General features: G+C 44.4%; 26 protein-coding genes and 2 pseudogenes. 17 read left to right on the top strand and 11 right to left on the bottom strand.

Going from position 1 to position 25080, the window contains the following annotated elements:
* The 7 genes and pseudogenes from O9290_RS12055 to O9290_RS12085 form a co-directional block, all read left to right on the top strand.
* Positions 1-172, top strand: a pseudogene (locus O9290_RS12055) (IS1634 family transposase); the annotation flags it as partial.
* A 589-nt stretch (positions 173-761) separates the two neighbouring features.
* A complete protein-coding gene (locus tag O9290_RS12060; protein WP_288059394.1) occupies positions 762-1139 on the top strand; it encodes a DUF433 domain-containing protein in 378 nt (125 codons plus the stop codon).
* Positions 1136-1528, top strand: a complete 393-nt coding sequence (locus O9290_RS12065; protein ID WP_288059396.1) for a DUF5615 family PIN-like protein — start codon at positions 1136-1138, stop codon at positions 1526-1528. The genes O9290_RS12060 and O9290_RS12065 overlap by 4 nt, the downstream gene beginning before the upstream one ends.
* A gap of 744 nt (positions 1529-2272) precedes the next feature.
* Positions 2273-3355: a sulfate ABC transporter substrate-binding protein gene (locus O9290_RS12070; protein ID WP_002762695.1), complete on the top strand. Its 1083-nt coding sequence runs from the start codon at positions 2273-2275 to the stop codon at positions 3353-3355.
* 382 nt (positions 3356-3737) lie between these two features.
* On the top strand, positions 3738-4118 hold the full coding sequence (locus O9290_RS12075; RefSeq protein ID WP_002762694.1) for a DUF7980 family protein: 381 nt from the start codon (positions 3738-3740) through the stop codon (positions 4116-4118).
* Positions 4115-4783, top strand: a complete 669-nt coding sequence (locus O9290_RS12080; RefSeq protein WP_288059398.1) for a phosphatase PAP2 family protein — start codon at positions 4115-4117, stop codon at positions 4781-4783. The genes O9290_RS12075 and O9290_RS12080 overlap by 4 nt, the downstream gene beginning before the upstream one ends.
* A gap of 109 nt (positions 4784-4892) precedes the next feature.
* Positions 4893-5891 (top strand): sulfurtransferase, encoded by a 999-nt coding sequence (locus O9290_RS12085; RefSeq protein ID WP_288059400.1) that lies wholly within the window; start codon positions 4893-4895, stop codon positions 5889-5891.
* A gap of 413 nt (positions 5892-6304) precedes the next feature.
* Here the strand turns inward: O9290_RS12085 and cpcA are convergent, their stop codons facing one another.
* Together cpcA and cpcB are read right to left on the bottom strand one after the other, a co-directional pair.
* Positions 6305-6796: a C-phycocyanin subunit alpha gene (gene cpcA / locus O9290_RS12090; RefSeq protein ID WP_002762687.1), complete on the bottom strand. Its 492-nt coding sequence runs from the start codon at positions 6794-6796 to the stop codon at positions 6305-6307.
* Between the two features lie 55 nt (positions 6797-6851).
* Positions 6852-7370, bottom strand: coding sequence for a C-phycocyanin subunit beta (cpcB, locus tag O9290_RS12095; RefSeq protein ID WP_002733930.1), 519 nt, complete (start codon positions 7368-7370; stop codon positions 6852-6854).
* A 669-nt stretch (positions 7371-8039) separates the two neighbouring features.
* On the opposite strand from cpcB, the gene cysK reads away from it, so the two are divergent.
* From cysK to O9290_RS12130, 7 genes and pseudogenes are all read left to right on the top strand, one after another.
* Entirely contained in the window at positions 8040-8987 is a 948-nt protein-coding gene (gene cysK / locus O9290_RS12100) for a cysteine synthase A (protein WP_002733085.1), read from the top strand.
* A 211-nt stretch (positions 8988-9198) separates the two neighbouring features.
* Positions 9199-9735 (top strand): MgtC/SapB family protein, encoded by a 537-nt coding sequence (locus tag O9290_RS12105; protein WP_002762685.1) that lies wholly within the window; start codon positions 9199-9201, stop codon positions 9733-9735.
* Positions 9736-9951: 216 nt separating this feature from the next.
* Positions 9952-10626, top strand: a complete 675-nt coding sequence (locus O9290_RS12110) for a hypothetical protein (protein ID WP_002762684.1) — start codon at positions 9952-9954, stop codon at positions 10624-10626.
* Positions 10627-10791: 165 nt separating this feature from the next.
* A complete protein-coding gene (locus tag O9290_RS12115) occupies positions 10792-11367 on the top strand; it encodes a Crp/Fnr family transcriptional regulator (RefSeq protein WP_288059402.1) in 576 nt (191 codons plus the stop codon).
* Between the two features lie 30 nt (positions 11368-11397).
* On the top strand, positions 11398-12036 hold the full coding sequence (locus O9290_RS12120) for a cadmium resistance transporter (protein WP_125730900.1): 639 nt from the start codon (positions 11398-11400) through the stop codon (positions 12034-12036).
* Between the two features lie 149 nt (positions 12037-12185).
* Positions 12186-12665: pseudogene (locus tag O9290_RS12125) on the top strand (FAD/NAD(P)-binding protein); the annotation flags it as partial.
* Positions 12666-13628: 963 nt separating this feature from the next.
* On the top strand, positions 13629-14336 hold the full coding sequence (locus O9290_RS12130) for an MBL fold metallo-hydrolase (protein WP_288059415.1): 708 nt from the start codon (positions 13629-13631) through the stop codon (positions 14334-14336).
* A 13-nt stretch (positions 14337-14349) separates the two neighbouring features.
* Here the strand turns inward: O9290_RS12130 and O9290_RS12135 are convergent, their stop codons facing one another.
* Complete coding sequence (locus O9290_RS12135) at positions 14350-14766, bottom strand: type II toxin-antitoxin system PemK/MazF family toxin (RefSeq protein ID WP_288059417.1); 417 nt, start codon at positions 14764-14766, stop codon at positions 14350-14352.
* 5 nt (positions 14767-14771) lie between these two features.
* Positions 14772-15698, bottom strand: a complete 927-nt coding sequence (locus O9290_RS12140) for a hypothetical protein (protein WP_288059405.1) — start codon at positions 15696-15698, stop codon at positions 14772-14774.
* Positions 15699-15952: 254 nt separating this feature from the next.
* Between O9290_RS12140 and O9290_RS12145 the strand changes: the two genes are divergently transcribed.
* On the top strand, positions 15953-16165 hold the full coding sequence (locus tag O9290_RS12145; protein WP_002767317.1) for a DUF6887 family protein: 213 nt from the start codon (positions 15953-15955) through the stop codon (positions 16163-16165).
* A 13-nt stretch (positions 16166-16178) separates the two neighbouring features.
* On the opposite strand, the gene O9290_RS12150 is transcribed toward O9290_RS12145, so the two are convergent.
* From O9290_RS12150 to O9290_RS12170, 5 genes are all read right to left on the bottom strand, one after another.
* Positions 16179-16769: a hypothetical protein gene (locus tag O9290_RS12150; RefSeq protein WP_288059406.1), complete on the bottom strand. Its 591-nt coding sequence runs from the start codon at positions 16767-16769 to the stop codon at positions 16179-16181.
* The gene (locus O9290_RS12155; protein ID WP_288059407.1) at positions 16766-18184 is read right to left on the bottom strand and encodes an AAA family ATPase; all 1419 of its coding nucleotides are present in this window, start codon (positions 18182-18184) and stop codon (positions 16766-16768) included. Before O9290_RS12155 ends, O9290_RS12150 begins: the two co-directional genes overlap by 4 nt.
* Positions 18185-18235: 51 nt before the next feature.
* Positions 18236-19327: a homoserine O-acetyltransferase MetX gene (gene metX / locus O9290_RS12160; protein ID WP_288059409.1), complete on the bottom strand. Its 1092-nt coding sequence runs from the start codon at positions 19325-19327 to the stop codon at positions 18236-18238.
* A gap of 16 nt (positions 19328-19343) precedes the next feature.
* A complete protein-coding gene (locus O9290_RS12165) occupies positions 19344-20642 on the bottom strand; it encodes an O-acetylhomoserine aminocarboxypropyltransferase/cysteine synthase family protein (RefSeq protein ID WP_288059411.1) in 1299 nt (432 codons plus the stop codon).
* A 160-nt stretch (positions 20643-20802) separates the two neighbouring features.
* A complete protein-coding gene (locus O9290_RS12170; RefSeq protein ID WP_288087102.1) occupies positions 20803-21768 on the bottom strand; it encodes an exosortase-dependent surface protein XDP2 in 966 nt (321 codons plus the stop codon).
* A gap of 554 nt (positions 21769-22322) precedes the next feature.
* Between O9290_RS12170 and O9290_RS12175 the strand changes: the two genes are divergently transcribed.
* Positions 22323-23129: a prohibitin family protein gene (locus tag O9290_RS12175; RefSeq protein WP_072927402.1), complete on the top strand. Its 807-nt coding sequence runs from the start codon at positions 22323-22325 to the stop codon at positions 23127-23129.
* Between the two features lie 71 nt (positions 23130-23200).
* Positions 23201-23599, top strand: a complete 399-nt coding sequence (locus O9290_RS12180; RefSeq protein WP_002762678.1) for a YidH family protein — start codon at positions 23201-23203, stop codon at positions 23597-23599.
* A 77-nt stretch (positions 23600-23676) separates the two neighbouring features.
* On the opposite strand, the gene O9290_RS12185 is transcribed toward O9290_RS12180, so the two are convergent.
* Together O9290_RS12185 and O9290_RS12190 are read right to left on the bottom strand one after the other, a co-directional pair.
* Positions 23677-23916, bottom strand: coding sequence for a hypothetical protein (locus O9290_RS12185; protein WP_223213076.1), 240 nt, complete (start codon positions 23914-23916; stop codon positions 23677-23679).
* 138 nt (positions 23917-24054) lie between these two features.
* Positions 24055-24750: a TerC family protein gene (locus tag O9290_RS12190; RefSeq protein WP_288087103.1), complete on the bottom strand. Its 696-nt coding sequence runs from the start codon at positions 24748-24750 to the stop codon at positions 24055-24057.
* Between the last annotated feature and the right edge of the window lie 330 nt (positions 24751-25080).

Genomic DNA, 25080 nt, shown 5'->3' on the forward strand with positions numbered 1-25080 from the left:
GTTGGGTAAGTTAACTGACCGACCAACATTACGCTGGATATTTCAGAACTTTCAAGGGATTCATCTCCTACGTATTCAAGACAATCAAAAGATTAGCAACTTAACGGATGAGAGGCGCAACATTTTGAGATTTTTTCCCAAACCTTGCCAGGAATATTATCTCTTATCTTGACCAGATGGATTGACTTCAAGGGGTGACAAAACTTAAGCACTACTCGAACATCTCCCCCTAGATGTTAAGTCTGATTGCCCAGTCATTCTCAACAAGCACTGTTTATTGAGAATGACCGGGGGAACCCTGAAATTTTCGGCTTAGTTGGCGGCAGCTTGCCGCCAACTCACTCCTCTAGATAAGTATTTTGACTCACGCCCCTTCCTCTTTTGAGACGTTGTGACACTTAGGGTGCGGAATGTGGGATCTAATGTTCAAAATTCGTGCGTTACGCTGACGCTAACACACCCTACTGGATTGTTTCAGTGCGATGCCGAAGGCACTGCATAGCAGTACGCTATCGCTGTAGGGTGCGTTCCTTAATGCAAGTCCTACTGCTCCACCAATAGATTTTGGGGAACGCACCCTGCACATTGATTGAAGCTGTGAGTCTAAGTGGGATGACGAAGGCACTGCCTAGCAGTACGCCGATCTGGTCGCGCAAGGGGCGGACTATAATGAACGGTGAACCTGATTGGTCAGAAAAAATTGACCAATATTTGTCTGGTGAAACCATTGACCATTAAGTGGATTCTAAGGAGCTAAGGGAATGACCTGGACGGCAAACCAACAAGCGAAAATTATCCGTACAGAGCGTGGGCTAACGATTGCTGGCACACGCACTAGCCTCTATGATGTGATCGATCTCCTAAAAGCTGATTATCCTGCTAAACTGATTCGCGACACATTTAACCTCACGGACGCGCAAATTGACGCAGCTTTGTCCTACATTACGGCAACCCAAGCTCAGGTCGAGGTTGAATATCAAGAGGTTCTTCAAAATAGAGAAGAAATTCGTCAGTACTGGGAAGATCGTAACCGCGAACGCTTTGCTCGAATTGCAGCAATGCCACATAAACCAGGGCAAGAAGCGTTTTGGGCAAAGCTTGAGGAGCAGAGAGCCAGACGTGCCGCACAAAAACAATGACTTTCTTAGTTGACTACAACCTCGACGGTTATGCGCTGATTTTTCTTGGTATATTGGCAAAACGTGGTTGGCTTGAGTTTCAGTCTGTCCAATTTGTCACCTTTAGAGAGGTTGGATTGTCGATGGAAAGTAGCGATCGCGTAGTCTGGCGCTATGCTCAAGAACAGCAGATGATGATTCTTACTGCTAACCGAAATATGAAGGGTGATGATTCCCTTGAGCAGGTTATGCGAGAAGAGAACACAGAGAACTCGTTTCCAGTGTTGACGATGGGAAATCTCGATCGTTTGAGTGAAGCTGAGTATAGAGAGCGCTGCGCTGAACGACTGATCGAAATTGCTGTAGATCTTGATAATTACAAGGGGGTTGGTCGGTTATTCATTCCATGATATTGTCGGCTACGCTTGAAAATTAAGGCGATCGCAGTCTTATCGGTGAGATGCACGGCATAACTTAGCCGTTATGCGGCAAGTTTCTGAATAGATCGCAATCGCTGTAGGGTGCGTTCCCTAATGCAGGATTTTTGAGAACGCACCATGCACATTGATTGAAGCTGTCAGTCTAAGTGCGATGCCGAAGGCACTGCATAGCAGTACGCCGATCTGGTAGGGTGCGTTAATGAAATGTAACGCACCTTATCTAATGTTCAAAATCCGTGCGTTACGCTGACGCTAACACACCCTACTGGACTGTCTCAGTGCGATAATGCAAGTCCTACTGCTCCACCAATAGATTTTGGGGAACGCACCATGCACATTGATGGAAGTCGTTAGACCGCTTCAATTTTAGGGTAATAGTTGCTAAAGTCCGCTAACTTCACCAGTGAACCCACCTAGGGAGAGGTTTTTGATCGCTAAAAAATTCTTTCCTCTCCATAAAAACGATAAAATCTCTATTCTGCAAGCATAAAGAGGCTTCAGGCAAATTTAAAGGCACATTTAAGCCGTATAAATCGAATATTTCCAGTTTTTTCAGCTAATCAAGCCATTAATGGCTTGATTTCTTTGCATCTAACCCAAACAGTATAATTTTTTCTCCGATGTATTGAAATTGTTTTTTATTTCATATAAAATACAATCTCAGAGAAAATACCTAGCAATCTCCCATAAATAAACAAAGGAGCCGATGACATCGTGATCCCTGATCCTAGATCCCCAAAACCGAAAACCCTCTTACCTTTTATTTCTCTAGCTACGGCTGCCGTCGTCACAACGGGAATCGGACTAACTTTTAGTCCCCTATCAGCATCGAGTAAGCTGCTGGCAGCTGCGGATAAAGAGCAAGCTAAACAACAAACCGTGGAAATCACCCTGGTTTCCTACGCGGTGACTCAATCGGCCTACTCGAAAATCATCCCTCTATTCGTCAACAAATGGAAAAGAGAGAAAAAACAGGATGTAGTGATTAAACAGAGTTATGGCGGCTCTGGTTCCCAAACCCGCGCTGTTATCGACGGATTAGATGCAGATGTGGTAAATTTGGCCATCGGTTCCGATGTGGAACGCTTGCAAAAAGCGGGTTTAGTTAACCCCGGTTGGCAGAAAGAACTCCCCAATAACGCCATCGCCACTCGTTCCGTGGTAGCCTTAGTTACTCGTCAGGGCAATCCCAAAGGAATCCGCAACTGGCCAGATCTAGCCAAATCGGGGATTAAAGTCATCACTGCCAACCCGAAAACCTCTGGGGTGGCCCGGTGGAATTTTCTGGCCCTGTGGGGATCGGTAACTCGGACCGGCGGCAATGAAGCACAAGCGACCAATTTCGTCCGCAATGTCTATAAAAACGTGCCTGTACTACCCAAAGATGCCCGGGAAGCCAGCGATGTCTTCTTTAAACAGGATCAGGGGGATGTGCTGCTTAACTACGAAAACGAAGTGATTCTGGCCCGTCAAAAAGGAGAAACCGGTTTTTCCTATACTATTCCTCCGGTCAATGTTTCGATCGATCCGCCCGTGGCCGTAGTGGATAAAATAGTCGATAAACGCAAAACCCGGGAAGTAGCGACAGCTTTTGCCCAATTTCTCTTTACTCCGGAAGCGCAGCGGGAATTCGCCAAGGTGGGTTTCCGTCCCGTTAATGCTAATGTGGCTAAAGAGTTTAGTAAACAATATCCAAAAGTGTCGAATCTGTTCCCCTATACGGCGGTTGGTAGTTGGGATGCGATCCAGAAAAAATTCTTCGCTGATGGGGCGATTTTTGACCAAATTCAGCGTTAATTAGTAGTAGGCCGTCAGCCGTTAGCTAAGTAAGTGGTTCTGATTAATTGATCCCCCCTTAATCCCCCCTTAATAAGGGGGGTATCTGACAATTTTCAACACCTACTTACTTAGATAGAGCTTGCTGAATAAATCTAAAAACCTTGTTGGATAAGGCTTTTAGACTTTTTTGACCTCAAAAAGTGCCGACCATTGGAGGGATCGGGGGTAAAATTTAGGGATTTTTTCCCTGAAAATTAGGTAACTGACTACCTCAAAATCGGTAAAACCCTACACCCCACACCCCACACCCCACACCCTGCCCCCACCAACAAACTTTTTCAGCAAACCCTAGATAGCTGATGGCAAAAAAACAAAACTAATAGTTAGTAACTAAAAAAAGATGTATCTACTTGACAAAATCAAAAACGGAAGCCTGGTATTGATTGGTTACTTATTATCGCCCCTATGTTGGTGGAATGATCTAATTTTTAATCTGCCGATCGCCTACGGTTTCGGTCGTTTAATTGCTTGCTTACACGCCGATTTTTTTCTACCCGCAGCCGTGGTTGGTTATTGGTTATCTAATCTTGTGGGAATCCTACTGATGCAATTCGGGACGAAAGAATTAATCGGTGGAGAGAAAGAAGAACGCAATTGGTCAAAAGAATTAAGAAATGGATTACTTTCCTCGACTGCCTATACATTAGTTATTCTGGTCTTGCTCCATTTTCAGGTATTAGAAATGCCCCTGTTATCCTCGATCGCCACTTTTTCCCCGTGATTCCCAAAACTTACTTAAACAATAGCTTAATTTTCTTAGCCATCTTGTTAACATCCCTAACTTTTACGGATTTAGCGATCGCTATTCGCCAGCAGCCGCAAGGATTTGCGTGGGAAAAATCCCTGATGCTATCTATTCATCAAACCGCTAATTTAAACCTCAATTTTTTGGCGATAAAACTAACGGGATTAGGCACTTATTGGGGAGTGTCCCCGATACTGACAATTTTACTGCTGATTTTTGCCCTAAAAAAATACTGGTATGGGTTCGCTTATCTCCTTGTGACCATGGCGGGAGGTTGGGCTATTAGTTATAACCTCAAGATGCTTTTTCGTCGGAATCGCCCGCAATTTTGGGAGTTATTTTATCCCTTACCCCACGATTTTGCCTTCCCTAGCGGTCATGCTTTATTTAGTTCCCTGTTAGTCATTTCTTTACTGATCCTATCTTGGAGAACGCGCTGGTTTTTCGGGGTAGTTTTACTGGGGATTCCGTTGGTTTTGGTTATTGCTTGGACCCGTCTTTATTTAGGAGTTCACTTTCCTAGTGATATCCTTGCCGCTTGGCTTTTAGCGATCGCTTGGTCTCTCCTAGTTCATATCTGGTGGCAACAGTTATTAGAGACACCCAAGGCGATCAACACCCAAGAAGAAATTAATAATTAATCGGCCTACTTGCTGCAAAAAAAATATCACGTTATACCTAAATTTTTGGAGAAAGCTAATCAAAGCCCTATAGTAATTATCGTTTGATACTCGTCGCTGACACTGAATCATGAAACCAAAACTGCGTCAAGGGAAGGGTCTATCCCTGGGACGGTTTCAAAGCCGTCCCCTTGCTTTTTTCACTTTAGTTCTCCTCTGCATTTTAACCTTTACCTTAGCCCCGTCATCGCCCCTGATGGCCACGTCTAAATCTGAGACTAAGATAGACTTTGTATCGCCGGTTTGGGTAGCACAAAATCTCAACGATCCGAAGTTAAAAATTCTCGATGTGCGGATTAACCCTTTGGAATATATCACCGGTCATTTACCGAAAGCGGTGAATATAGCCGACAATAATTTTCGTGGTCCAAACGGATTTTTGCCGGTTCAATATTGGCAAGAGGATAAAATTGGCAGTCTCTTTGCCGCCGCGGGAATCACTAATGGCGATCGAGTGCTGGTATATTCCGATGGTCGCGATGTCTTGGGGGCAACCATGGTCGCCTATTTACTAGAGCGATCGGGTTTCCGAGATGTGGCGGTCTTAGATGGCGGGTTTAAGGGTTATAAGGGTTCCGAACAAAAGGTAACTAAAGAATTCCCTAAATATCAAGCAGGGAGCTTTACTGTCCGTGATAATCCCTCGATTCGGGTAAATTTAGCAGAAGTAGAGAAATTGATCGGCAAACCCGATGTGGTTTTTATCGATCCTAGACCGGAAGAACTTTTTCAGGGGAAACAGGATATCTGGCTGAGAAATGGTCATATTCCGGGGGCGAAAAATATACCCTGGCCGACTTTTACGGAAGCGAATAATCCCGATGAATCCCTGAAAAATCCCCATAAATTGAAATCTTTAGACGAAATCAGGAAGATTCTTGCCCAACGCAACATCAAGCCCTCGGATAATATTATTGTCAGTTGCAGTACGGGACGGGAAGCGACTTTACAGTATGTTGTCCTCAAACATCTGCTCGGTTATCCCAAGGTGCGAATTTATGAGGGTTCTTGGACAGAGTACAGTACCACGGAGCTGCCCGTCGCTACCGGGCCAGAAAAAGCAGTCTAAAGTCAAGTTTGTCGGTTTATACTCGTTGTGTTTAACCATCTTACCCAAGATGGTTTTTTTGTTGGGGTAGGTTCCCGACGACGACTAAGTGAGGGTTTGCTGAATAAATCTAAAAATCTTGTTGGATAAGGTTTTTAGACTTTTTTTCTCTCAAAAATTGCCGACCATTGGAGTGATTGGGGGGAAAATTCCGGGACTTTTTCCCTGAAAATTAGGTAGTTGACCACCTGAAAATCGATAAAACCCCACTTCCCCACACCCCACACCCCACACCCCACACCCCACACCCCACACCCCACACCCTGCCACCACCGAAAAACTTTTTCAGCAAGCCCTAAGTTAGACGGACGCAAAAAAACCTCGGCGCTCATCCCGAGGTGAATTTAGGAGATATGAGCTTATGTTGACGTAAATTAGCTAAGGGCGTTGATCACATAATCAATGTAGGAATTAGCTTCTACAGCAGCATCCCCAGTTAATCCGTGATTGGTTTTGATGTATTTTAAGGCTTCGATATACCAACTAGGAGATAGCTCAAAGGCGCTATTAATTTCACTCAAACCGGCGACTAGATATTCATCGATCGGGCCTGTACCCCCTACCACGAGGGCATAGGTGATAATTCGGATATAGTAGCCGATATCACGAACGCACTTGGATTTCCCTCGCTCATCGTAGGCATAGTTCGGCCCCTGGAGTTGGGTGGTGTAGGGAAATTTTTGATAGACAGCGTTGGCTGCTTCTTGGGCTAAACTGGGGGCTTTTTGGGCGAGGATTTTTACCGCTTCTAGGGTGATGGCGGCCTGACGGAAACGACCGAACGCTACTTGTAATTCAGCACTGCTGAGAAAACGGCCTTGGGAATCGGCAGTAGCTACCGCTTCGGTTAAAGGTGTTTTGGTCATGGATGGAATTGCTCCTACAAAAGTTTAATCGGATTGAGATAAGAAAGTCACAGCATCAGGAAACTGCCGCCGCCGCTCGATCGAAGTAAGAAGCGACTTCTGCTAGTAAAGAACTGCAATCCCCGCGAGTGATCCCGTTGGGATCGGCCGCTAGGGCAAGGGAAGCGTCTTTGAGCTTGAGAATTCCGGCCGCAACAGAAGCTCCCGGAACTCCCAGGGCGACGTAGGTTTCCCGGAGACCGTTCAAGGCGCGATCATCGAGGATGCTGGCATCGCCGGTGAAGGTGGCATAGGTAACGTAGCGCAGGATAATTTCCAAATCCCGCAAGCAGGCGGCGGCACGACGGTTTGTATAGGCGTTGCCACCGGGGGCAACTAAAACGGGCTGTTCTGAAAACAAACTACGCGCGGCATCGGTAACGATCGCAGAAGAATTACTGGAAAGACGATTGACCACATCCACGCGTTTATTACCATCTTTGACGAAGGCAATTAGGGCATTGACTTGATTCTCGCTCAGGTATTCCCCGCGGGTATCGGCCTGAGAAACGACTTTGGCAAAGGCATCTAACACCATAGTTTTCATCTCCTATAATGATGATTGGTTTCGGCAAAATATCGAGGTTGATTGCTCTGGCTTTTCTTTATTTTTTCCGATAAAGTATCTAGGAGTTTTTTTCTTGGGACTATACTATCGTCCTTGAAAAAAAATTACTCTACCTTGGCCAGATTTTTTTGTATATCGAGGAACAATTCTTGTTAATTGAATTTAGCGTTGATAGGCGCTTCCAGACATACTTAGTTTTTGCCATGAATTATTTTATAAACCATTTTCCTACTTTTATTTATTAAAAATTGTTTCCTAAAAAACCAGCAAAAAAATAATTTTTTAGGATAAATCTCAGAAAACTTTCTTAAATGTGTAACCCGATACTAAGAAAAAGTATCGCTCTTTTCATATCTCTAATAATTTGTTTAAGTTGTTTAAATAAATGTGCTTTTATATACTAATAATAATTAACTAAATTGAGAGAAATTTCCCAAGACGATTTGAGCGATTGTGCTTCGATATACAAAAAAAGTGGCAAGGCAAAAAAATCGACAGGGATAATCCCCGCCGACGTTGTGATCAGAGGTGCCAACACCAGCATTTTGCAGTGTACTCTGACTTAAAAAGTATTGTAAAACATCTTAAATACATATATAATCAAAAATAGCCAACAAATACAAAGCAAGTGGGATTATGCCGATCGCAAGAGACATCACCCAATTGGTAGGACGGACTCCCCTAGTCCAACTGAATCGAATCCCAGTGGCAGAGGGAGTAAAAGCCCGCATCGTCGTCAAACTGGAAAGTATGAACCCCGCCGCCTCGGTTAAGGATCGCATCGGGGTCAGTATGGTGGAGGACGCTGAAGCCGCCGGACTAATTCACCCCGATAAAACAATTCTGGTGGAACCCACTTCCGGTAATACCGGCATCGCCCTAGCCATGGTAGCGGCGGCCAAAGGCTATCGCTTAGTCCTGACTATGCCCGAAACCATGAGTTTAGAACGACGGGCGATGTTAAAAGCTTACGGGGCGCAATTAGAATTAACCCCGGGTAGCCAAGGCATGAAAGGAGCGATCGCCCGGGCCGAGGAAATAGTCGAAAATACCCCCAACGCCTATAGTTTGCAACAGTTCCGCAACCCGGCTAACCCGAAAATTCACCGAGAAACCACCGCCGAGGAAATCTGGGCCGATACCGATGGCCTGGTAGATATCGTTATCGGTGGCGTGGGAACCGGGGGAACCATTACCGGTATTGCCGAAACCATTAAACCCCGTCGTCCCCAATTTCAAGCGATCGCAGTTGAACCCTCTAATAGTCCCGTCTTATCGGGGGGACCACCCGGTCCGCACAAAATCCAAGGCATCGGCGCCGGTTTTATCCCGGCAATTTTCCGACCGGAATTGATCGATGAGGTGATTATCGTCGATGATACGGACGCTTTCGCCTACGCGCGACGGTTAGCTCGTCAGGAGGGACTACTATCGGGCATCTCGGCCGGGGCCGCTTTATGGGCGGCAATTCAGGTGGGCAAAAGACCCGAAAACGAAGATAAATTAATCGTCATGATTCAGCCTAGTTTCGGGGAACGTTACCTCAGCACAGCCCTGTTTAAAGACCTCGAAGATATCGACTAATAGGACAATAAATCGATGGAATTTGCAACGAGGGCAATTCATGGGGGGCAAGAACCAGACTCTAGCCATGGTGCGGTAACGATTTCCACCTATAACACCGGCTTTACTAGGATTATCGATTGGGATCGAGAATAGGAACGATTTAAAGCGGCATCTGGAAAAGGCCTTGATTGGTTAGGCGAAGTTTTTATCTCATTTGATGGGTTAAACAATGTTTTTTGACTCGGAAGATTGGCAAACGATTATTTTTCGGCTCAGTATGGCTATGGCCGTCGGCTGTCTGATTGGTTATAACCGACAGCGAGGCGGTCGTCCGGCTGGATTGAGAACTTTTATCATCGTTAGTCTCGGAGCTGCCATGTTCGTGATGATTCCCCTACAAGCGGAAGGAGATGTGGGTTATGCGTCTTCTAATGCCCTCAGTCGCACTATTCAAGGGGTCGCTTCTGGTGTCGGTTTTTTAGGGGCGGGAATCATCCTACAACAATCCCATCGGGAACTAAATAAGGTACAAGTGAAAGGTTTGACTTCGGCGGCGACTATCTGGTTAGCGGCAGGATTAGGCGCGGCTTCTGGTTGCGGTTTATGGCAGATGGTTCTGGTGGGAACTCTATTCTCTCTGTGCACTTTAAGTGGCATTAAACGACTTAAGAAAAATAAATCTTTAGGCAAATATATTAAAGGTCGTAAGAAAATATCTACGATTAATCAAGAAATAAATCCATCGGATAATTCAGCATCTCATTAATAAAAAAAGTGATAAAAATTAATTTTTCTTGAGAGGACAAAAGCTTTTCTTTACTGGCTTTTACCTCGAAAAGATTATGTTTTTTCTGCAATTTATTGGTCAAAAAAATATAATAAATTTTTTATAAAATTTATTATAAACGAATACAAAACAAAAATTTTATGTGATAATATTTAGATAGAGTAACCACTTTTCTGAACAGGAGAAAATTCAACTATGATCAACCGAAATAAGAGCTTTCAAAGCCTCAAAAATCAAGTTTTCCGGCTGCTGATTTTCCTCTTAACTGTCACTTTGCTCCTAGGAGGAAGGGGAAATGCGATCGCCTTGCCCCTACTCCCCGAACAGTTGGCCGTCATCGACCGTGCAACGGCAACGGGTGGCACCGTGGTGGAACCCGTTAAGAAAAAAAATGAGGTTTCTAGCCCAAAAATTCTGGAAGATGCCCAAATTGCCTATGAAAAAGCCATCCAAGCGACAAAATCGGCTATCGATGACCTAAAGGCTCAACTAGCCGCTCCTTCTCTCGACAAGAAGATTATCGAAGCTCAACAGGACAACCTAGAGGACTTAGCGGATAATATTGACGATCTAGGGGAAAAAGTGAGTAAATTTACGAAAAAATTGACCAAATCTGGGGCTAAACTCAGTGAAACCCTGCAAAACAACCTTATTACCCTAGAAAATAGCCTCGTTAATACCTCCGAGACGATCGATATCTTAGCCGACGACACCGAACGACTCAAAGACAATGCTTCCCCTTTCCTGAAAACTCGCGTAGAAAAGACCATCGACGCTGTTAAACAGACTCTACAGGAAAGCGATCGAGCTTGGCAAGAACTGATCTCCTCGGCCACAACGGAACTGGAGAAGACTAGCACCCCGAAATAAATAGGGCTTGCAAGGGCATACAATCGGTCTTTTTTGGGGTAATTATCGTTTTTACCCCAAAATTATCAAATCCGATCCCTAATAGCTGTCTCCCGTCTCCTGTCTCCTGTCTCCTGTCTCGGAGTCTCGACTAGAAAATTAATTTTGCACGACTACTTACCAATCATGACGCTTACCTATCAACCACCAACCCCCCATCGCTGGCACTTTGATAATCGGGCGATTTTGCCCCTCAGAAACCCTAATTTCTGGAAAATCGAGAGTGGAGTCGTGAAAACCTCCACCTGGTTAGAAGATGGAACCCTGATCGTCTTGGGATTGTGGGGACCTGGCAGTTTTGTCGGTAAAACCCTAGAGAGAGTCAATCCCTATCAAGTTGAGTGCATCACTCCTGTACAAGCAGTTTCCTTTTCCACAGTTGAGAGTTATCAAATGGCAGAAATTCTGCTGTCTCATCTTCAGCAAGCACAAGAGCTAAGTATTATTCGTAGCTACAAACGTACTGATATTATGGTTGTGAAATTACTGTCATGGTTAGGCAATCAATTTGGTAAACAAACCGGTACCGGACAATTAATTGATGTGCGTCTAACTCATCAGGATATCGCTGACTTATTAGGAACTACTAGAGTCACAATTACCCGCGCACTTAATCATCTTGAACAACAAGGGGCCGTGGAACGTCTTCCCGTCCATCGTCTTCTTTTACGAGAGGAGGAAATCTGGCACTACGAGATTTAGAATGGGAAGGATTATCTCTTTTTTCAATCTATGAATTGGTTAGTAGCCCTTTTAATTACTAGCGTGACGAGTTTTGTAGCCACAAATCTCGATGATCTGATGGTGCTAATGTTGTTTTTCTCGCGACTTAATGCTAATTTTCGACCTCGACACCTGATTGTTGGTCAATACCTCGGTTTTACCCTGATTCTCCTAGCTAGTTCCCTCGGTTTACTATTTGGGTTACTGGTTTCTAAAGAATGGATTGGTCTATTAGGATTTATTCCTTTGATTATCGGCATTAAACAACTTTTGTCAAGGGAAAATGAGGATTATATTCAAGAAGTAAGAGAAGATGTTAATTATTCTAAAAATCGCTCCTTTTTTCCTCGTTTTCCCTCCCAAACCTATTACGTTGCTGCCGTGACCGTGGCTAACGGCGGTGATAATATTGGTATTTATACCTCTCTTTTTGCCAATAATTCCCCGATGCACGTCTTAATTATCATGATAATTTTTTATCTCATGATGGGGATTTGGTGCGCCCTAGCCTATTTTTTGATTACCCATCCCAGGATAGCTAAAGTGGTTACAAACTACGGACATAAAATTAGTCCTTTTATCTATATTTTTCTAGGGATTTATATATTAGTTGACAGCCGATCCTATCGTTTATTTTTAATGTCTTAACCAAGAATGCCTAAAAATCGTCTTTTAGCTAGACCAAGTAATAAGTACCTAAGCAAAATTAATTACACATATCTAACCCCGCTCTTGCCTCTTGCCTCTTGCCTTTTGCCTTTCTTCACTAGGAAATTTATTTTGCACGACTACTTAGTATGAGCTACATTGACCGGAATCAATTTTCTGCAACTTTCGACATCGCCATTATCGGGGGAGGATTTAGTGGTTCCCTCGTGACGGCGAACCTGTTACGCGACACGGGGACTCCATTATCGATCGCCCTGATCGAGCGCCGAAAACCCCTCGGTACGGGGATCGCCTACGGAACGCGAGACAGCGGCCACCTGCTCAATATTCCTGCGGGCAAAATGAGCGCCTTCGAGGACGATCCCGAACATTTCCTCCACTGGTTAGCGGATAACGGCTATCGATCGATCGATCCGGCCAGCTTCGTACCGCGTCTAGTGTACGGCAAATACATCCGCTCGATCCTAGAAGAAGCGCGGGACAACGCCATTGCCGATCACCGTCTGGAAACGTTTACCGATGCGGCGATCGATCTGGCACTCGACGGGGAAAAGGCGACGATTACCCTCAAAGGAGGCAAGAAAATCAGCGCCGCTAAAGTAGTTCTGGCGCTGGGCAATTTTCCCGCAACGGTTCCCCAACCCCTCGCGTCCCTCAATTCCCCCTATCTCCGCGACGCTTGGGAGACGGACACACTCGCCGAGCTAAAACCCGACGGGACGATTCTGCTCGTCGGTACGGGGTTAACGATGGTGGATATGGTGGTTTCCCTAGCACAAAGGGGATTCACGGGCAAAATCCACGCAGTTTCCCGTCATGGCCTGATCCCTCGATCGCACCGACCCACCGATCCCTATCCCCCGTTCCTCACCCTCGAAACCGCGCCCCAGACCACCCGGGGACTCCTAGGGCGGATTCGCGCGGAGGTAAAAACCGCAGAGAGTCAAGGTCACGACTGGCGCGCCGTTTTAAACGCCTTACGTCCGATATCTCAAGGTCTATGGCATTGTCTGCCGATAGGGGAACGCGCCAGATTTCTACGCCACCTGAAAGCCTATTGGGAGGTTCTTCGCCATCGCCTCGCCGACGAGATCGCCAGTATCCTCGATGAGGCCGTAGAATCGGGACAATTAACCTATCATGGGGGAAGAATTGAAACTGCCGAGGATAAAAACGGCTGTGTAGAGGTTACTATCCGTCAACGGGGAACGGGAAACCTCTTAAACCTAACCGTCGATCGAATTATTAACTGTACCGGCGCGGGTAACGATTACGCGACCATAACCGATCCCCTCGTCGTTCATCTTCGCCAACGGGGGTTAATCCGTCCCCATCCTTTGAATTGTGGCATCGAAACCGCGGACAACGGGGCGATTCTCAGGCCAGACGGTACGGCATCGGACACGCTGTACACCTTGGGAAATCCCCGCAAAGGCGATCTCTGGGAAACCACCGCCATTCCCGAACTGCGTTTACAGGCGGCCGAACTGGCCCGGGATTTGTTGCGATCGCTGAAAGAGAGAATTTCTCTCCCCGCGGCCTACTCGATCGCATTCCGGCCGGCAGCGCCGATTTTCCGCCAGCTTTTCGATAGGGAATCGAGTACCTACACCTATCTGATCGCTGATTCGGGTACGGGGGAGGCGATTTTAATCGATCCGGTCCTCGAACAGGTTGATCGCGATCGGCAGATTCTTTGGCAGTTGGGGTTAACTCTAGGCTACACGATGGAAACCCATGTCCACGCCGACCATATCACCGGAGCGCACCGCTTACGGGAGTTAACCAACTGTTCGATCCTCGTTCCCGAAAACGCCGAAGTGAGCGATATCGATGGTTATGTGCGCGATGGCGACCTCTGGACCGTGGCAGGTCAGCAGCTAAAAGCGATCGCCACTCCGGGCCACACCGATAGTCATATAGCCTATCTCATCGATGAAAAACGCCTATTAACGGGGGATGCACTCTTAATTCGCGGTTGCGGTCGTACCGATTTTCAGAAGGGTTCGCCGGAAGTCCTATACAAGACGGTGACGGAGAAGTTGTTCACTCTCCCCGACGATACGCTAGTTTACCCCTGTCACGATTATCTGGGAAGAACGGTCTCCTCGATCGGTGAGGAAAAGCGCTGGAATCCCCGTTTCGCTGGCCGCAATCGCGAGGATTTTATTCAGTTAATGAATAATCTCAATCTCCCCTATCCCAAGAAGATGACCGCTGCCTTAAGTGCCAACGCACGGGGTGGTAAGGTGGTTTTCGTCATGGATTATCAGATTTAGTGAATATTTTATTTTAAAAATTTTTCTTTTTAGGTTTAGGAGGCCGTTCTATACTTTTAGGGGAGGGAGGTGATTGAGGCGGTTTTTGCAATAATTCAATAAGAGTTTGAATAATTGCATCTACGACTTCATCTCTCAAAGTCCCGCATTTTCTTCTAAATAATTCTCTATCAAGTGTAGATATGCAGTCCGGTCTAACATAAGAAGCTTCGTATCCATCATCTAGATGTCCTTCTTTAAAATCCCTCCGCTTAATTTCGATCATCCCCGATCTTTTATTAGAATTGCTAGTTATGTAAGCGCAGATAAACCCTTTTCCCGCTAAGACAGGAGCGAGGATTAGAACAGGCCTTTCTTTCTCTTCTTCTGGATTATCCTGATAGGGAAAGGGAGCATATACTACATCTCCTTTTTTATAAAAAACGGACACTTGATTCAATTTTGAACATACTCCTCTTTTGTATTTTCCTCTTTCAAAAAAGTAAAATTACTGTGATTAGCGATCACTTCTAGAATCTCTTGATCTTCTGACTCCGACTCTTCAACCACAAAATCAATTAGTCTGTCAATAAATCCGGCCGCATTGCGAATCCGAACTCTAAAAGAGTTTTTGGAATCAGTCGGCGTACTGAAAGCTATATTTTTTTTACGAGACTGATCGATTATATCGCTCATTATTACTTGAATATCTTGAAGAGTTTCAATATCAAAAAAATCAATGTAATCTTCTAGCTTGTCACCAAACGTTTCTAATTTTTCTGAAAAAACTTTTAAAAAATCTTCTTCTAGATAAAATAAATCCCTTTCAGAATAACTGCAATATTTTGCGATAATTATTTTTAAAGAATTCCAATTGTTATCGAGAATACGAAAATCTCGATATAAATTTATAGCTTTTTCTCTTAAAAAATCGATGGTTTTGAGGTCGATATATGTAGCGTCTTGTGAATTTAGTTCAACAAAACTTTTAATTGCAAAAATTGCATGATCTATGGCATTATAGACTTGATGCCATTCTCTTTTTTCAAAAAGAATTTTAATGTTGCCAGCTATGTCTTTAATTTCTTTGTTTATTTTGTCATTGGTTTTGGCAGATTGCCAAGAAATAGATTCAAAAAAAACTTTGCTTTCGTATAAATTTTCAACAATTTTTGTCAAACATTCATCAACCTTCCTAAAAAAACTTTGATTGCGATAGTTGACAATGACGATTTTATTTATTAACAAAACAAGCTTTATTGATTCTTTTTTAAAATAATTATCAGAAGAAAAAGAATCGGAAATTTTTTTAGAGTTATCTTTATTAATCGGAATACGTTTGGTGATTTTCCAATCAGTTAAGTGATTCTCTTTACAAGCCATAGGAGCTTATCCACTAACAGTACGATGTCATCTAATGATTATATCATAACAACCTTACCACACTCGCCTCCAGCGCAGCAACCCCGATCGCTCTCTACCCGACCATCCCCAACCCGCGACTATTTCCCGTTGTTCACCCATTCCCGAAAGTGATGAGAAGAACGTAGGTTGGTTTGAAGCATTAAACCCAACGCCCGCTCATGTTACGCTACCGCTAACCCATCCTACAAATAATTGTGCCTCCCTACTTATGTATGATAAAACGCGAGTTTGAATCGATGAGTCGCGAAGAATTGCGAGCCTATATTCTCGAACATAGAGAGGACGAAAGGGCTTTTCAAGTTTATCTCGATCGGGTGACGGCCGAACCGGGAGAAATTTATCCCGCACCGCGTTCGATCGAGGATTTAAGTCATTTTCCCGATCTCGTGACCAAAAATCGCCGCAATAAACAACAGAAAATATAAAGCCGATGCACTATTATTTACAGATTTTATACGTTTTCTCGAAAAGCGCGATCCCGTAATTTTCTAGAAACTCGATCGCTAGAGATTTCCAAGTCGCATCATCTCTAGGATAAAATTCGGGTGTACAGACATACGCCTCTAGATTCAAGTCTAGATAGTTTTTGTCCAGCCTTGCGTCGAAATAACTGATCGTGTTGCTTAATTGATTGATCGCTTGACAACGATTTTTAGTAACTTTTTTGGCGCTGGTTGCATTGAGTTTAAATTCGACAAAGCAGAAATCACTTTTATCGAAAAATACACAATCACAATGGGAAGTTCCAAATCCTAAAAGACCTTTTCTGCCATCAATAGGGATAAAGCCAAGTTTCCAGATATTGCTAATTTTGAATATTTTTGTAATATCAAAGTTATCGATCACGATTTCAATCTCATTAGCTGTAATAGTACAAGCTTGAGTATCGTCCTGAATATGGATGATAATAAAAGATTGTCCTTTGTGATCGGTAATCGCAACCTCCTCTCTTTCGTCAATTTGCAAAATTTTTTCTAGATTCTCTATTCTTTGAATTAGATGGCTTGTAATTTCCTCAAATTCTCTCATTTTCTTTTAAATGTTCTAGCGTGAATACTATATAATTCGTTAAATTCCCCTCCCATCATTTCGGATACGGTATCTAGATAATTCTGAGCGATCAATCCCGTGTTACTATCAAAAATAGATTCACAATAATTAGCCTCCTCATCTAAAAATTGATTTCCTAGAGAGTACGCGGAAAATTCAGCCGCGTTCAACCAGTAATCTTCTGGTATTATTTCCGACACTTCAGACTGTGCCGATGGATTTTTTTCAACAACTCTTTTGGCGAATAGTAAATTATTAAAAACCGATAAAATATAAGGACTGTGGGTAGTGATAATTAATTGATTATCTTCATTCCGATTAACCATTATCGCTAATAATTCAATTAAATGTTTTTGGGCAATAGGAAATAAATGCGCTTCTGGTTCCTCTATAATTCTCAAAATTATCGAACCATAAATAATATTTAAAAAGATGTCCTGTAAAATTCTAATACATTCCTGCTGACCAGATGAAGCATTACGAAGATCAATAGAATATCGCTCGTTTTTGTTAAATATAATCTTTTCTTCAGAATTGCCAATTAAGTATTCACCTTTTAATATTAAATCTATTTTATTTTTTATCACTCTTAAATACTCAATTCCTTTTTTATTTGCCTGATAGTTAATTAATCCATCAAAGCCAGAAAATTTTCTAAAAATTTGTTTAATAAGTTCCACTTTTTCTATAAATTGTAGCATTAAAAATTCATCTATCATTTGCAGTTTGTTAGCAAAATATTTTTTACTATTTTGTTTTAAATCAATTTCAATACTTGCAAATAAATATTTCTCAAATAAGTCAGAATAAGTTACCGTTGCATTTCTTCCAGCAATTATAAATAGTAAATCTTCTTGCTCGTTTTCAAATAAATTATTCAATAACTTTGATAGATATTGATAGGATAAACTATACTGGGTCAAATTATCTATTTTGATATATGGTTTTTCGGAGTTATCAATATTTTTTTTGGACAAATTAATATAATCTGCAAAACCGTTTTTGAACTGTTCATCTAAAAAATTTTCGCTAAATATTAAGCATAAATTTTTATTTAAATCAAGATTCAATTGTATATATCTATTTTTTTGAAAACTATAATAAAATCTAACCTCAAAATTCAAAAAATTGAGCGTAGAACCAAAAAAATCATAAAACTTTATTTTTATAAATTCTCTAAAATAAGTATCAATATCTGTATATTTCGGTATTTTTTCTTGGGCGAAGAAAAAACTTTCAGATTTTAGATTTTCTTTTAATGATTTAAAAAAATAAATCAATTTAGCGATCGTACTCTTGCCGCTTGCCTGTTCACCGATTAAAACTAGAACCTTTTTAATCTCGATTTCAGCGTACTCGATCGCTCCGAAATTTTTAATGACAATTTTTTGCATGAGTCGGCCCTCTCGGTGTACGGCTATAGACCATAGTACCGCAAGCGCTCTCTACCCAGCCATCCCGAACCCGCAACCGTCACGAGTTCCCCTTTCTAAACGGAAAGTGACGAGAAGATCATTCAACGCATCCATATCGCCATCCATTAAAAATGCGTCGTGACCGTGCGGCGATCGCAACCAGAATAATTCAGAATTGGGGATATATTTCGCCAATTCCTCTTGTTCTACGGGAGGATAAAGAAGATCCGAATCGATCGCCACGATCGCCGTCGGTTGTTGAATCGACTGTAACACCGATTCGTAACTTTTTCCCGTCCGGGTGACATCATGACGATCCATCGCCCTACTTAGGGTGATATAAGCATTGGCGTCAAAACGTTCGACTAACTTTTTCCCCTGATATTCTAAATAGCGGGCGATCGTAAACTCTCCCCCCTCCCCGTACTCCCGGCCGAAACGGGACTCGAAACTGGCGTGCGATCGGTAGGTAGTCATCGCCATCATCCGGGCTGCCGATAAACCCCGGGCCGGAGGGCGATTGATCGCATAATTTCCCCCTTGCCAATGGGGATCGGCGTAGATCGCCCCCCTTTGGGCCTCTCCCAGCGCAATGCACCAGGCCGAATGTCGTCCCGAAGCCGCAATCACAGCGATCGATCGCGTCCTCTCCGGGTACAGTAGCGCCCATTCCAAAACCTGCATCCCTCCCAAGGAACCCCCGATCACCAACCGCAAAGACTCGATCCCCAATGCGTCCACCAACAGCCGTTGTAGGTGAACCAGATCCCGGACGGTAATCTCCGGGAAAGTCGGGCCGTAGGGTTTACCGGTACGGGGATCGATCGAAGTGGGGCCGGTCGTCCCGTAGCAACTGCCGAGAATATTGCTACAGACAATAAAATCCCGGGTGGGATCGAGAACGCGTCCGGTTCCTAACAAAGGTTCCCACCAAGCTTCCACGTCGGCCCATCCCGTGAAGGCATGACAGACAATAACCCCGTTATCCCGCTTGTTATTCAAAATTCCCCAGGTTCGATAGGCGATCCGCACCCTTTCGAGAACCGCCCCCGATTCGAGAACAAAAGGATGCGGTGGGGAATAGAAACGGGTTTCCGGGGAGATCAAGTCTAGGCGATCCATGGGCGGGGGGGGTTGGTTATAAACTCTGGAAAGTTTGCTGGAAATCCTCGATAATATCGTCAATATGTTCCAAACCCACGGAAACGCGGATTAATTCGGGCGTTACTCCCGCCGATCGCTGTTCTTCTTCGTTTAACTGCTGGTGAGTCGTCGAGGCGGGATGGATAACCAGGGTTTTTGCGTCCCCCACGTTGGCGAGATGACTAGCTAGTTTCACCCGGTTGATAAAATTCCGCCCGGCCTCGAAACCGCCCCGAATCCCGAAGGCTAAAACCCCGCCGAAGCCGTGTTTTAGGTACTTCTTCGCCCGTTCGTGGTAAGGATGTTCCGGTAATCCGGGATAATCCACCCATTCCACCTGTGGCTGTTCTTTGAGCCAGTTCGCCAAGGCCAACGCATTGGATACATGACGATCGACCCGTAGGGAGAGGGTTTCCAATCCCTGTAGCAGTAAAAATGCGTTAAACGGACTCAAGGCGGGCCCAAAATCCCGCAATCCCTCCACCCGGGCCCGGATAATAAAGGCGATATTGCCCAAAGGGCCGGACGGTCCGAACACCTCGTAGAAATTCAACCCGTGATAACCCGGCGCGGGTTCGGTAAACTGGGGAAATTTGCCGTTTCCCCAGTCGAATTTACCCGAATCGACGATTACTCCGCCGATGGAAGTGCCGTGACCGCCGATCCATTTGGTCGCCGATTGCACCACGATATCCGCGCCCTGTTCGATCGGGCGACAGAGATAGCCGCCGCAGCCGAAGGTATTATCGACGATGAGGGGAATGCCGTTCTCGTGGGCGATATGGGCCAGGGCGGCAAAATCGGGAATATTAAATCGGGGATTGCCGATCGTCTCGACGTATAAGGCTTTGGTGCGATCATCGATCGCCGCTCGAAAAGCCTCGGCCTCATCGCCATCGACGAACTTGACATTTATTCCTAAACGCGGTAGGGAGACTTTGAACTGATTATAGGTTCCGCCGTAGAGGTAGCTAGTGGAAACGATATTATCCCCCGCACCGGCGATATTAGCGATCGCTAGAAATTGCGCCGCCTGACCGCTAGAGGTGGCCAGGGCCGCCGCGCCTCCTTCTAAAGCGGCGATCCGCTTCTCGAAGACATCGGTGGTCGGGTTCATAATCCTGGTGTAGATGTTGCCGAACTCTTGTAGGGCAAACAGTCGCGCCCCGTGGTCGGCATCGTTGAAAACGTAGGAGGTGGTTTGATAGATGGGAACGGCGCGGGCGTTGGTTCCGGGGGCAGGTTCCTGGCCGGCGTGTACTTGCAGCGTCTCGAAACGATAACGGTCAGACATAGGTACTTACGGACGAAAATAAAGGATAAATTCCTCGATCTGTGCGATCAAGGAAAAAGGGTGATTATCTCCTTAATAATGGATAAATAGAGGGTTTTAACCCATTGATCGCTATTTTTTCATGAATGACAGTTCGCTGGTCGATAGCATTTAAACAGCATTAAAAGCATTCACTTCCTATCCTACTGCGAGTAGAACGATCCTTGCCTCGTTTCACAAAGATTCCAAGACTTCCTGCGAGTAGGGTGGCGAACACGACATTAGGTTCGGGAACCTTGACATCGGCGGCGATTACTTTGAAATCTGGCCCGTTATCGCCGACTCCGTTCAAACGTTGGGGATCGTTATTGCGCTCGCTAGTTAAGCGCAGAGTTCGCGCGCGGATACCGTCGAGCCGAATCCCGATCGAACCAATATTGAACGGGCCGTTGTTGAGGACGGGAGGAACGATCGTGCTGATGTTATAGTCCGCTTTCGTGTAGTTCGCGCGTAAAATTTTATAACTGGCTAAGACCGTCGTTCCATCGTCCGCGAGCGCTTCCACCAGTAAATCGCTATCCCCCGCAACGGTTCCCCCCGGCGTTCCCCCCCGTTCCCAGAAAAAGAACGTATTCACCGGTCGGAGGAAAGAAACCTCGATAATTGCAGTATCGGCGTTCTCACGGGTTACGAGGAGACTATTCAGGTTTAAATTGCCCAAACTGGCGGCGATATCCGCGTCGGTGGGGTTCGGTTTCCCTGGACCCTCCCCGACCAGGGGATCGCTAGTCGTGTTCGGTCCGTAACCCGCATGGAGAATTCCGTTAGTATATGTGACTCCCCCCACGGTAACGTCGGCGGTATCGTTGCGGATAACCCGACCCGCATTGACCAGATCAAACTGACTGACCGTTAAACCGTTGAAAACCACCGAATCGAGACGGACATCTCTAGTGGGATCGTTGAGAAGATTAGGATTTCCGGTTAGGTCCGGACTCGCAGTAACGTTGGTTTGAAAGGAAAAGGGGAGAAAACCCGCCGCGCGCGCGGGTGTTCCAGTCGTTAGAGCTAAGGCCACTCCGGTCATCGTGGCGGCGATTTTGAAAAGAGCGGCGAGGTGCTGCGACCGCATGAAAAGATGACTCATCGATAAATGACCTCGTTAGGGGATGGAATTAGGTACAGTAGGCTTATCCGTTTACTGTATTTAGGGTTCTATCATAGCCATCTTCTGCGAGTCAATTTATCCAGATATCCTTTATACAAAATATCTTTTATACCGAAACTAGATTGTGTTAAGGTAATTGCTACAAAAGAAAGTACCAGCTAGACTGGTGGAATGAGAATGTACCATTTAGACCAAAGGAAATTTTGTTATAATTGCTTCTGGATAACCCCGATTCCTTTCTTGGATAAATAAATGCTTTTTTGTCCAACTTTCTGACTAAAACTAACGAAATAATCGTTTTAATTCATGATTACTAAAACATTTAAGCGGCGAATATGACAACTACAAATAAACAATTATTTCACGATTTTTTATCAGCCAAAACGAAAAAATAACGAGACTAAATCTGAATTTATCTAAATAATATAGAACAAAGTTTACCTTTATTTCTAGTTACTAAAATTATTAAAATAGATAAAATCAGCCATTTTATTGATTTGTAATCCCATAAACTATCTCTATTACCAATTAAAATGCTCAAAATTCGCCTTTTTGCTAGACCAAGCAATCTCTTTTTTTTGTTATTAATTTTGGCGATTATTTTTAATCCTTTCGTGATTGTCAATGCGGGAGAAAGAGGAGTTTTAATGGTCTTTGGTCAAGTACAGGATAAAATACTTAATGAGGGTATTCACGGGATTATTCCCGTTGTTAACACGGTGAAAAAACTAAGTGTGAGAATTCAAAAACAACAGATAGCGGCCGAAGCTTCCTCCAAAGACCTACAGGAAGTCTTCACAGATGTGGCCATGAATTGGCATATTTTAGCATCAGAAGTTAATACTATTTTTCAACAAATTGGCGATGAAGCGGCTGTCATTGAACGAGTGATCGATCCAGCAGTTGAGGAAATTCTCAAGGCAGTTATGGCTAAATATACCGCCGAAGAATTAATTACTAAACGGGAGGAGGTGAAAGGGGAAGTGGATATTCGTTTGACCGAAAGAATGAAAAATTATCATATCGGTGTCGATGATATTTCTTTGGTTCATGTCAATTTTTCCGATCGCTTTACCGATGCGGTGGAAGCCAAACAAATTGCCGAACAGGAGGCCAAAAAAGCCGGTTTTATGGTGCTGAAAGCTCTGAAAGAATCGGAAGTAAAAATCAATCTGGCTAAGGGAGAGGCGGAAGCTCATCGCATTCTCCAAGATTCCTTAAGTCCAGAAGTTTTACAGAACAAAGCGATCGAAAGATGGGACGGTAAACTTCCCCTATTTATGGATGATAATCTGCTTAAGTCCCTTGAATTGGTTAAAGATAAGCGAAAAACTAGATGATAAAAACAATTTATTAAAACCATAAGAAAGAATACTTGATTTTATTGAATTTCACTGCGAGGAACTCCTCTATGCTGTTTAAATCCCAAAAGACAAAGCAGAAATTTAACCCTGATTACTGGCGAGATCATTCGGCCAACGAACGCACCTATCTGTCTTGGATGCGCGCTTCCATCGCTTTGATGGGTTTTGGTCTGGTCATTTTGCGTTTACGAACAGTATCTTCGTCATCTCTAGGACTGGGTTGGTTGTTGGGTTTTGTCTTCGCTATGGTGGGATTATTAACCGTTGTCATCGCCACGCGCCGGTATTTTCTCATCCGTCGGGCGATCGATAGTAATAGCTACGAACCTGCTCAAGTCTGGATTATTTGCTTTAGTATAGCGATCGCTTGTCTAGGGTCGGGAATTCTCTATTTTGTCGCCACCAGTCCCGATAGCGGTGGAGTGGAAAGCATCGGTTTCGATTAAAACCCCATCCTCGCACGGAGCGGGATGGGGAGAAAATTGCTCGATACAGGTGGTAAAATCCAGATAACTACTTAGAATTACCCATTTTCCGACCTTTCCCAAGAAGGGGCAAAAGGTGGACAAATCAAAGGACAGGCGCGCCAATGACTGTGGACAGGGACTCCCAAGCGTTGACAATAGCCGTTTCCTCTCCCCTGAAACTTATAAAACCGACAATAACGACAGGTGGAGGAACAAGTAGCAACTTTCGGGAGGGGATTTCCCGTGGTTTCGATCGCTGTTAGTTTTGAGGATAGGGTGGAAATGGTGTCTAGCAAGGAAGTCTCCAAGGCTAACGGGGTTCACTAGCGACTGTTACCGTACCTAGTCACAAATTATGTCACAGTCGCCCGTCGTCCCGGAGTATAACGATTGACACGCTCCTAAAAAATTGAGAAAATCCCTTGCTGCCAGAACTATTCCACCACAACACGCCTAGAAAAGCCCCAACTTAAGGAGGCCGCCACCATCATTAATACCATCCACTCTGGCGGCAAATAGGTTGGTTGACAAGCTTTTAATAACAATCTTCCCCCTACCGCTAAAACCGTCAGATAGGCCGCATCTTGTAGGTAAACAAACTCAGCCAACCACCTGACAAATAAACCGGTTAAAAATCGTAGGGCTAACATTCCCAAAATACCACCAGTCAGAAGAATCCAGAATCGATCGGCTAGGGCGATCGCTGTTGTCACACTATCGAGGGAAAAAGCCAGATCCGTAAAAGCAATCAGAACAATAACACGGCCAAAAGATTCTATGGCGAGATTAAGGGCAAAATTTTCCTCTTCTATTTCTATATTCAAAAATTTCTGCCAAAAATGCTTACCCGCTAACCAGATCAGATAAATAGCACCCAGTACCTCCACCTGCCAGAATTTAACTGTCCAACTGGCACTGACTAACATGGCAACTCTTAACACAAATGCCCCGGCCAATCCCCAGTTTAAAGCCTGGCGTTGTTGTCTGGGGTCGGGAAGTTCTCGCACCAAAGCGGCCAGGGCGACGGCATTATCGGCCGATAGAATGGTTTCTAAGACTGCCAGGGTGAGAATAGTGCCGCAAGTGGTTAGAGAGAGATTTTCAGCTATATCGAGAATTTGAGGGGACATATAATTATATTTTTACTCCTATCACGTTGTAGATGCGTCTTGGTATTTCCTGCTAGGATTCTTGACTATTTTTTTGTCGGTATAAATCTAAGGTCAAGTTCTTGAGCTTGCGATCGATGGCGAGATTGCTGAAAACGCTCTCCTTGACTAGGATTTTGGCCGGACACTATCATCTTAGGTAGGGTCTGCTGAAAAAGTTTTTCGTGGGGACAGGGTGTGGGGTGTGGGGTGTGGGGTGTAGGGTTTTACCGATTCTCATCTGGTCAATTACCTAATTTTCAGAGAAAAAGTCCCAGAATTTTCCCCCTATCTCTCCCACAACTGGTACTT

Origin of the sequence: Microcystis sp. LE19-41.2A (assembly GCF_027530405.1) — a bacterium.
GTDB classification, from domain to species: Bacteria; Cyanobacteriota; Cyanobacteriia; order Cyanobacteriales; family Microcystaceae; genus Microcystis; species Microcystis aeruginosa.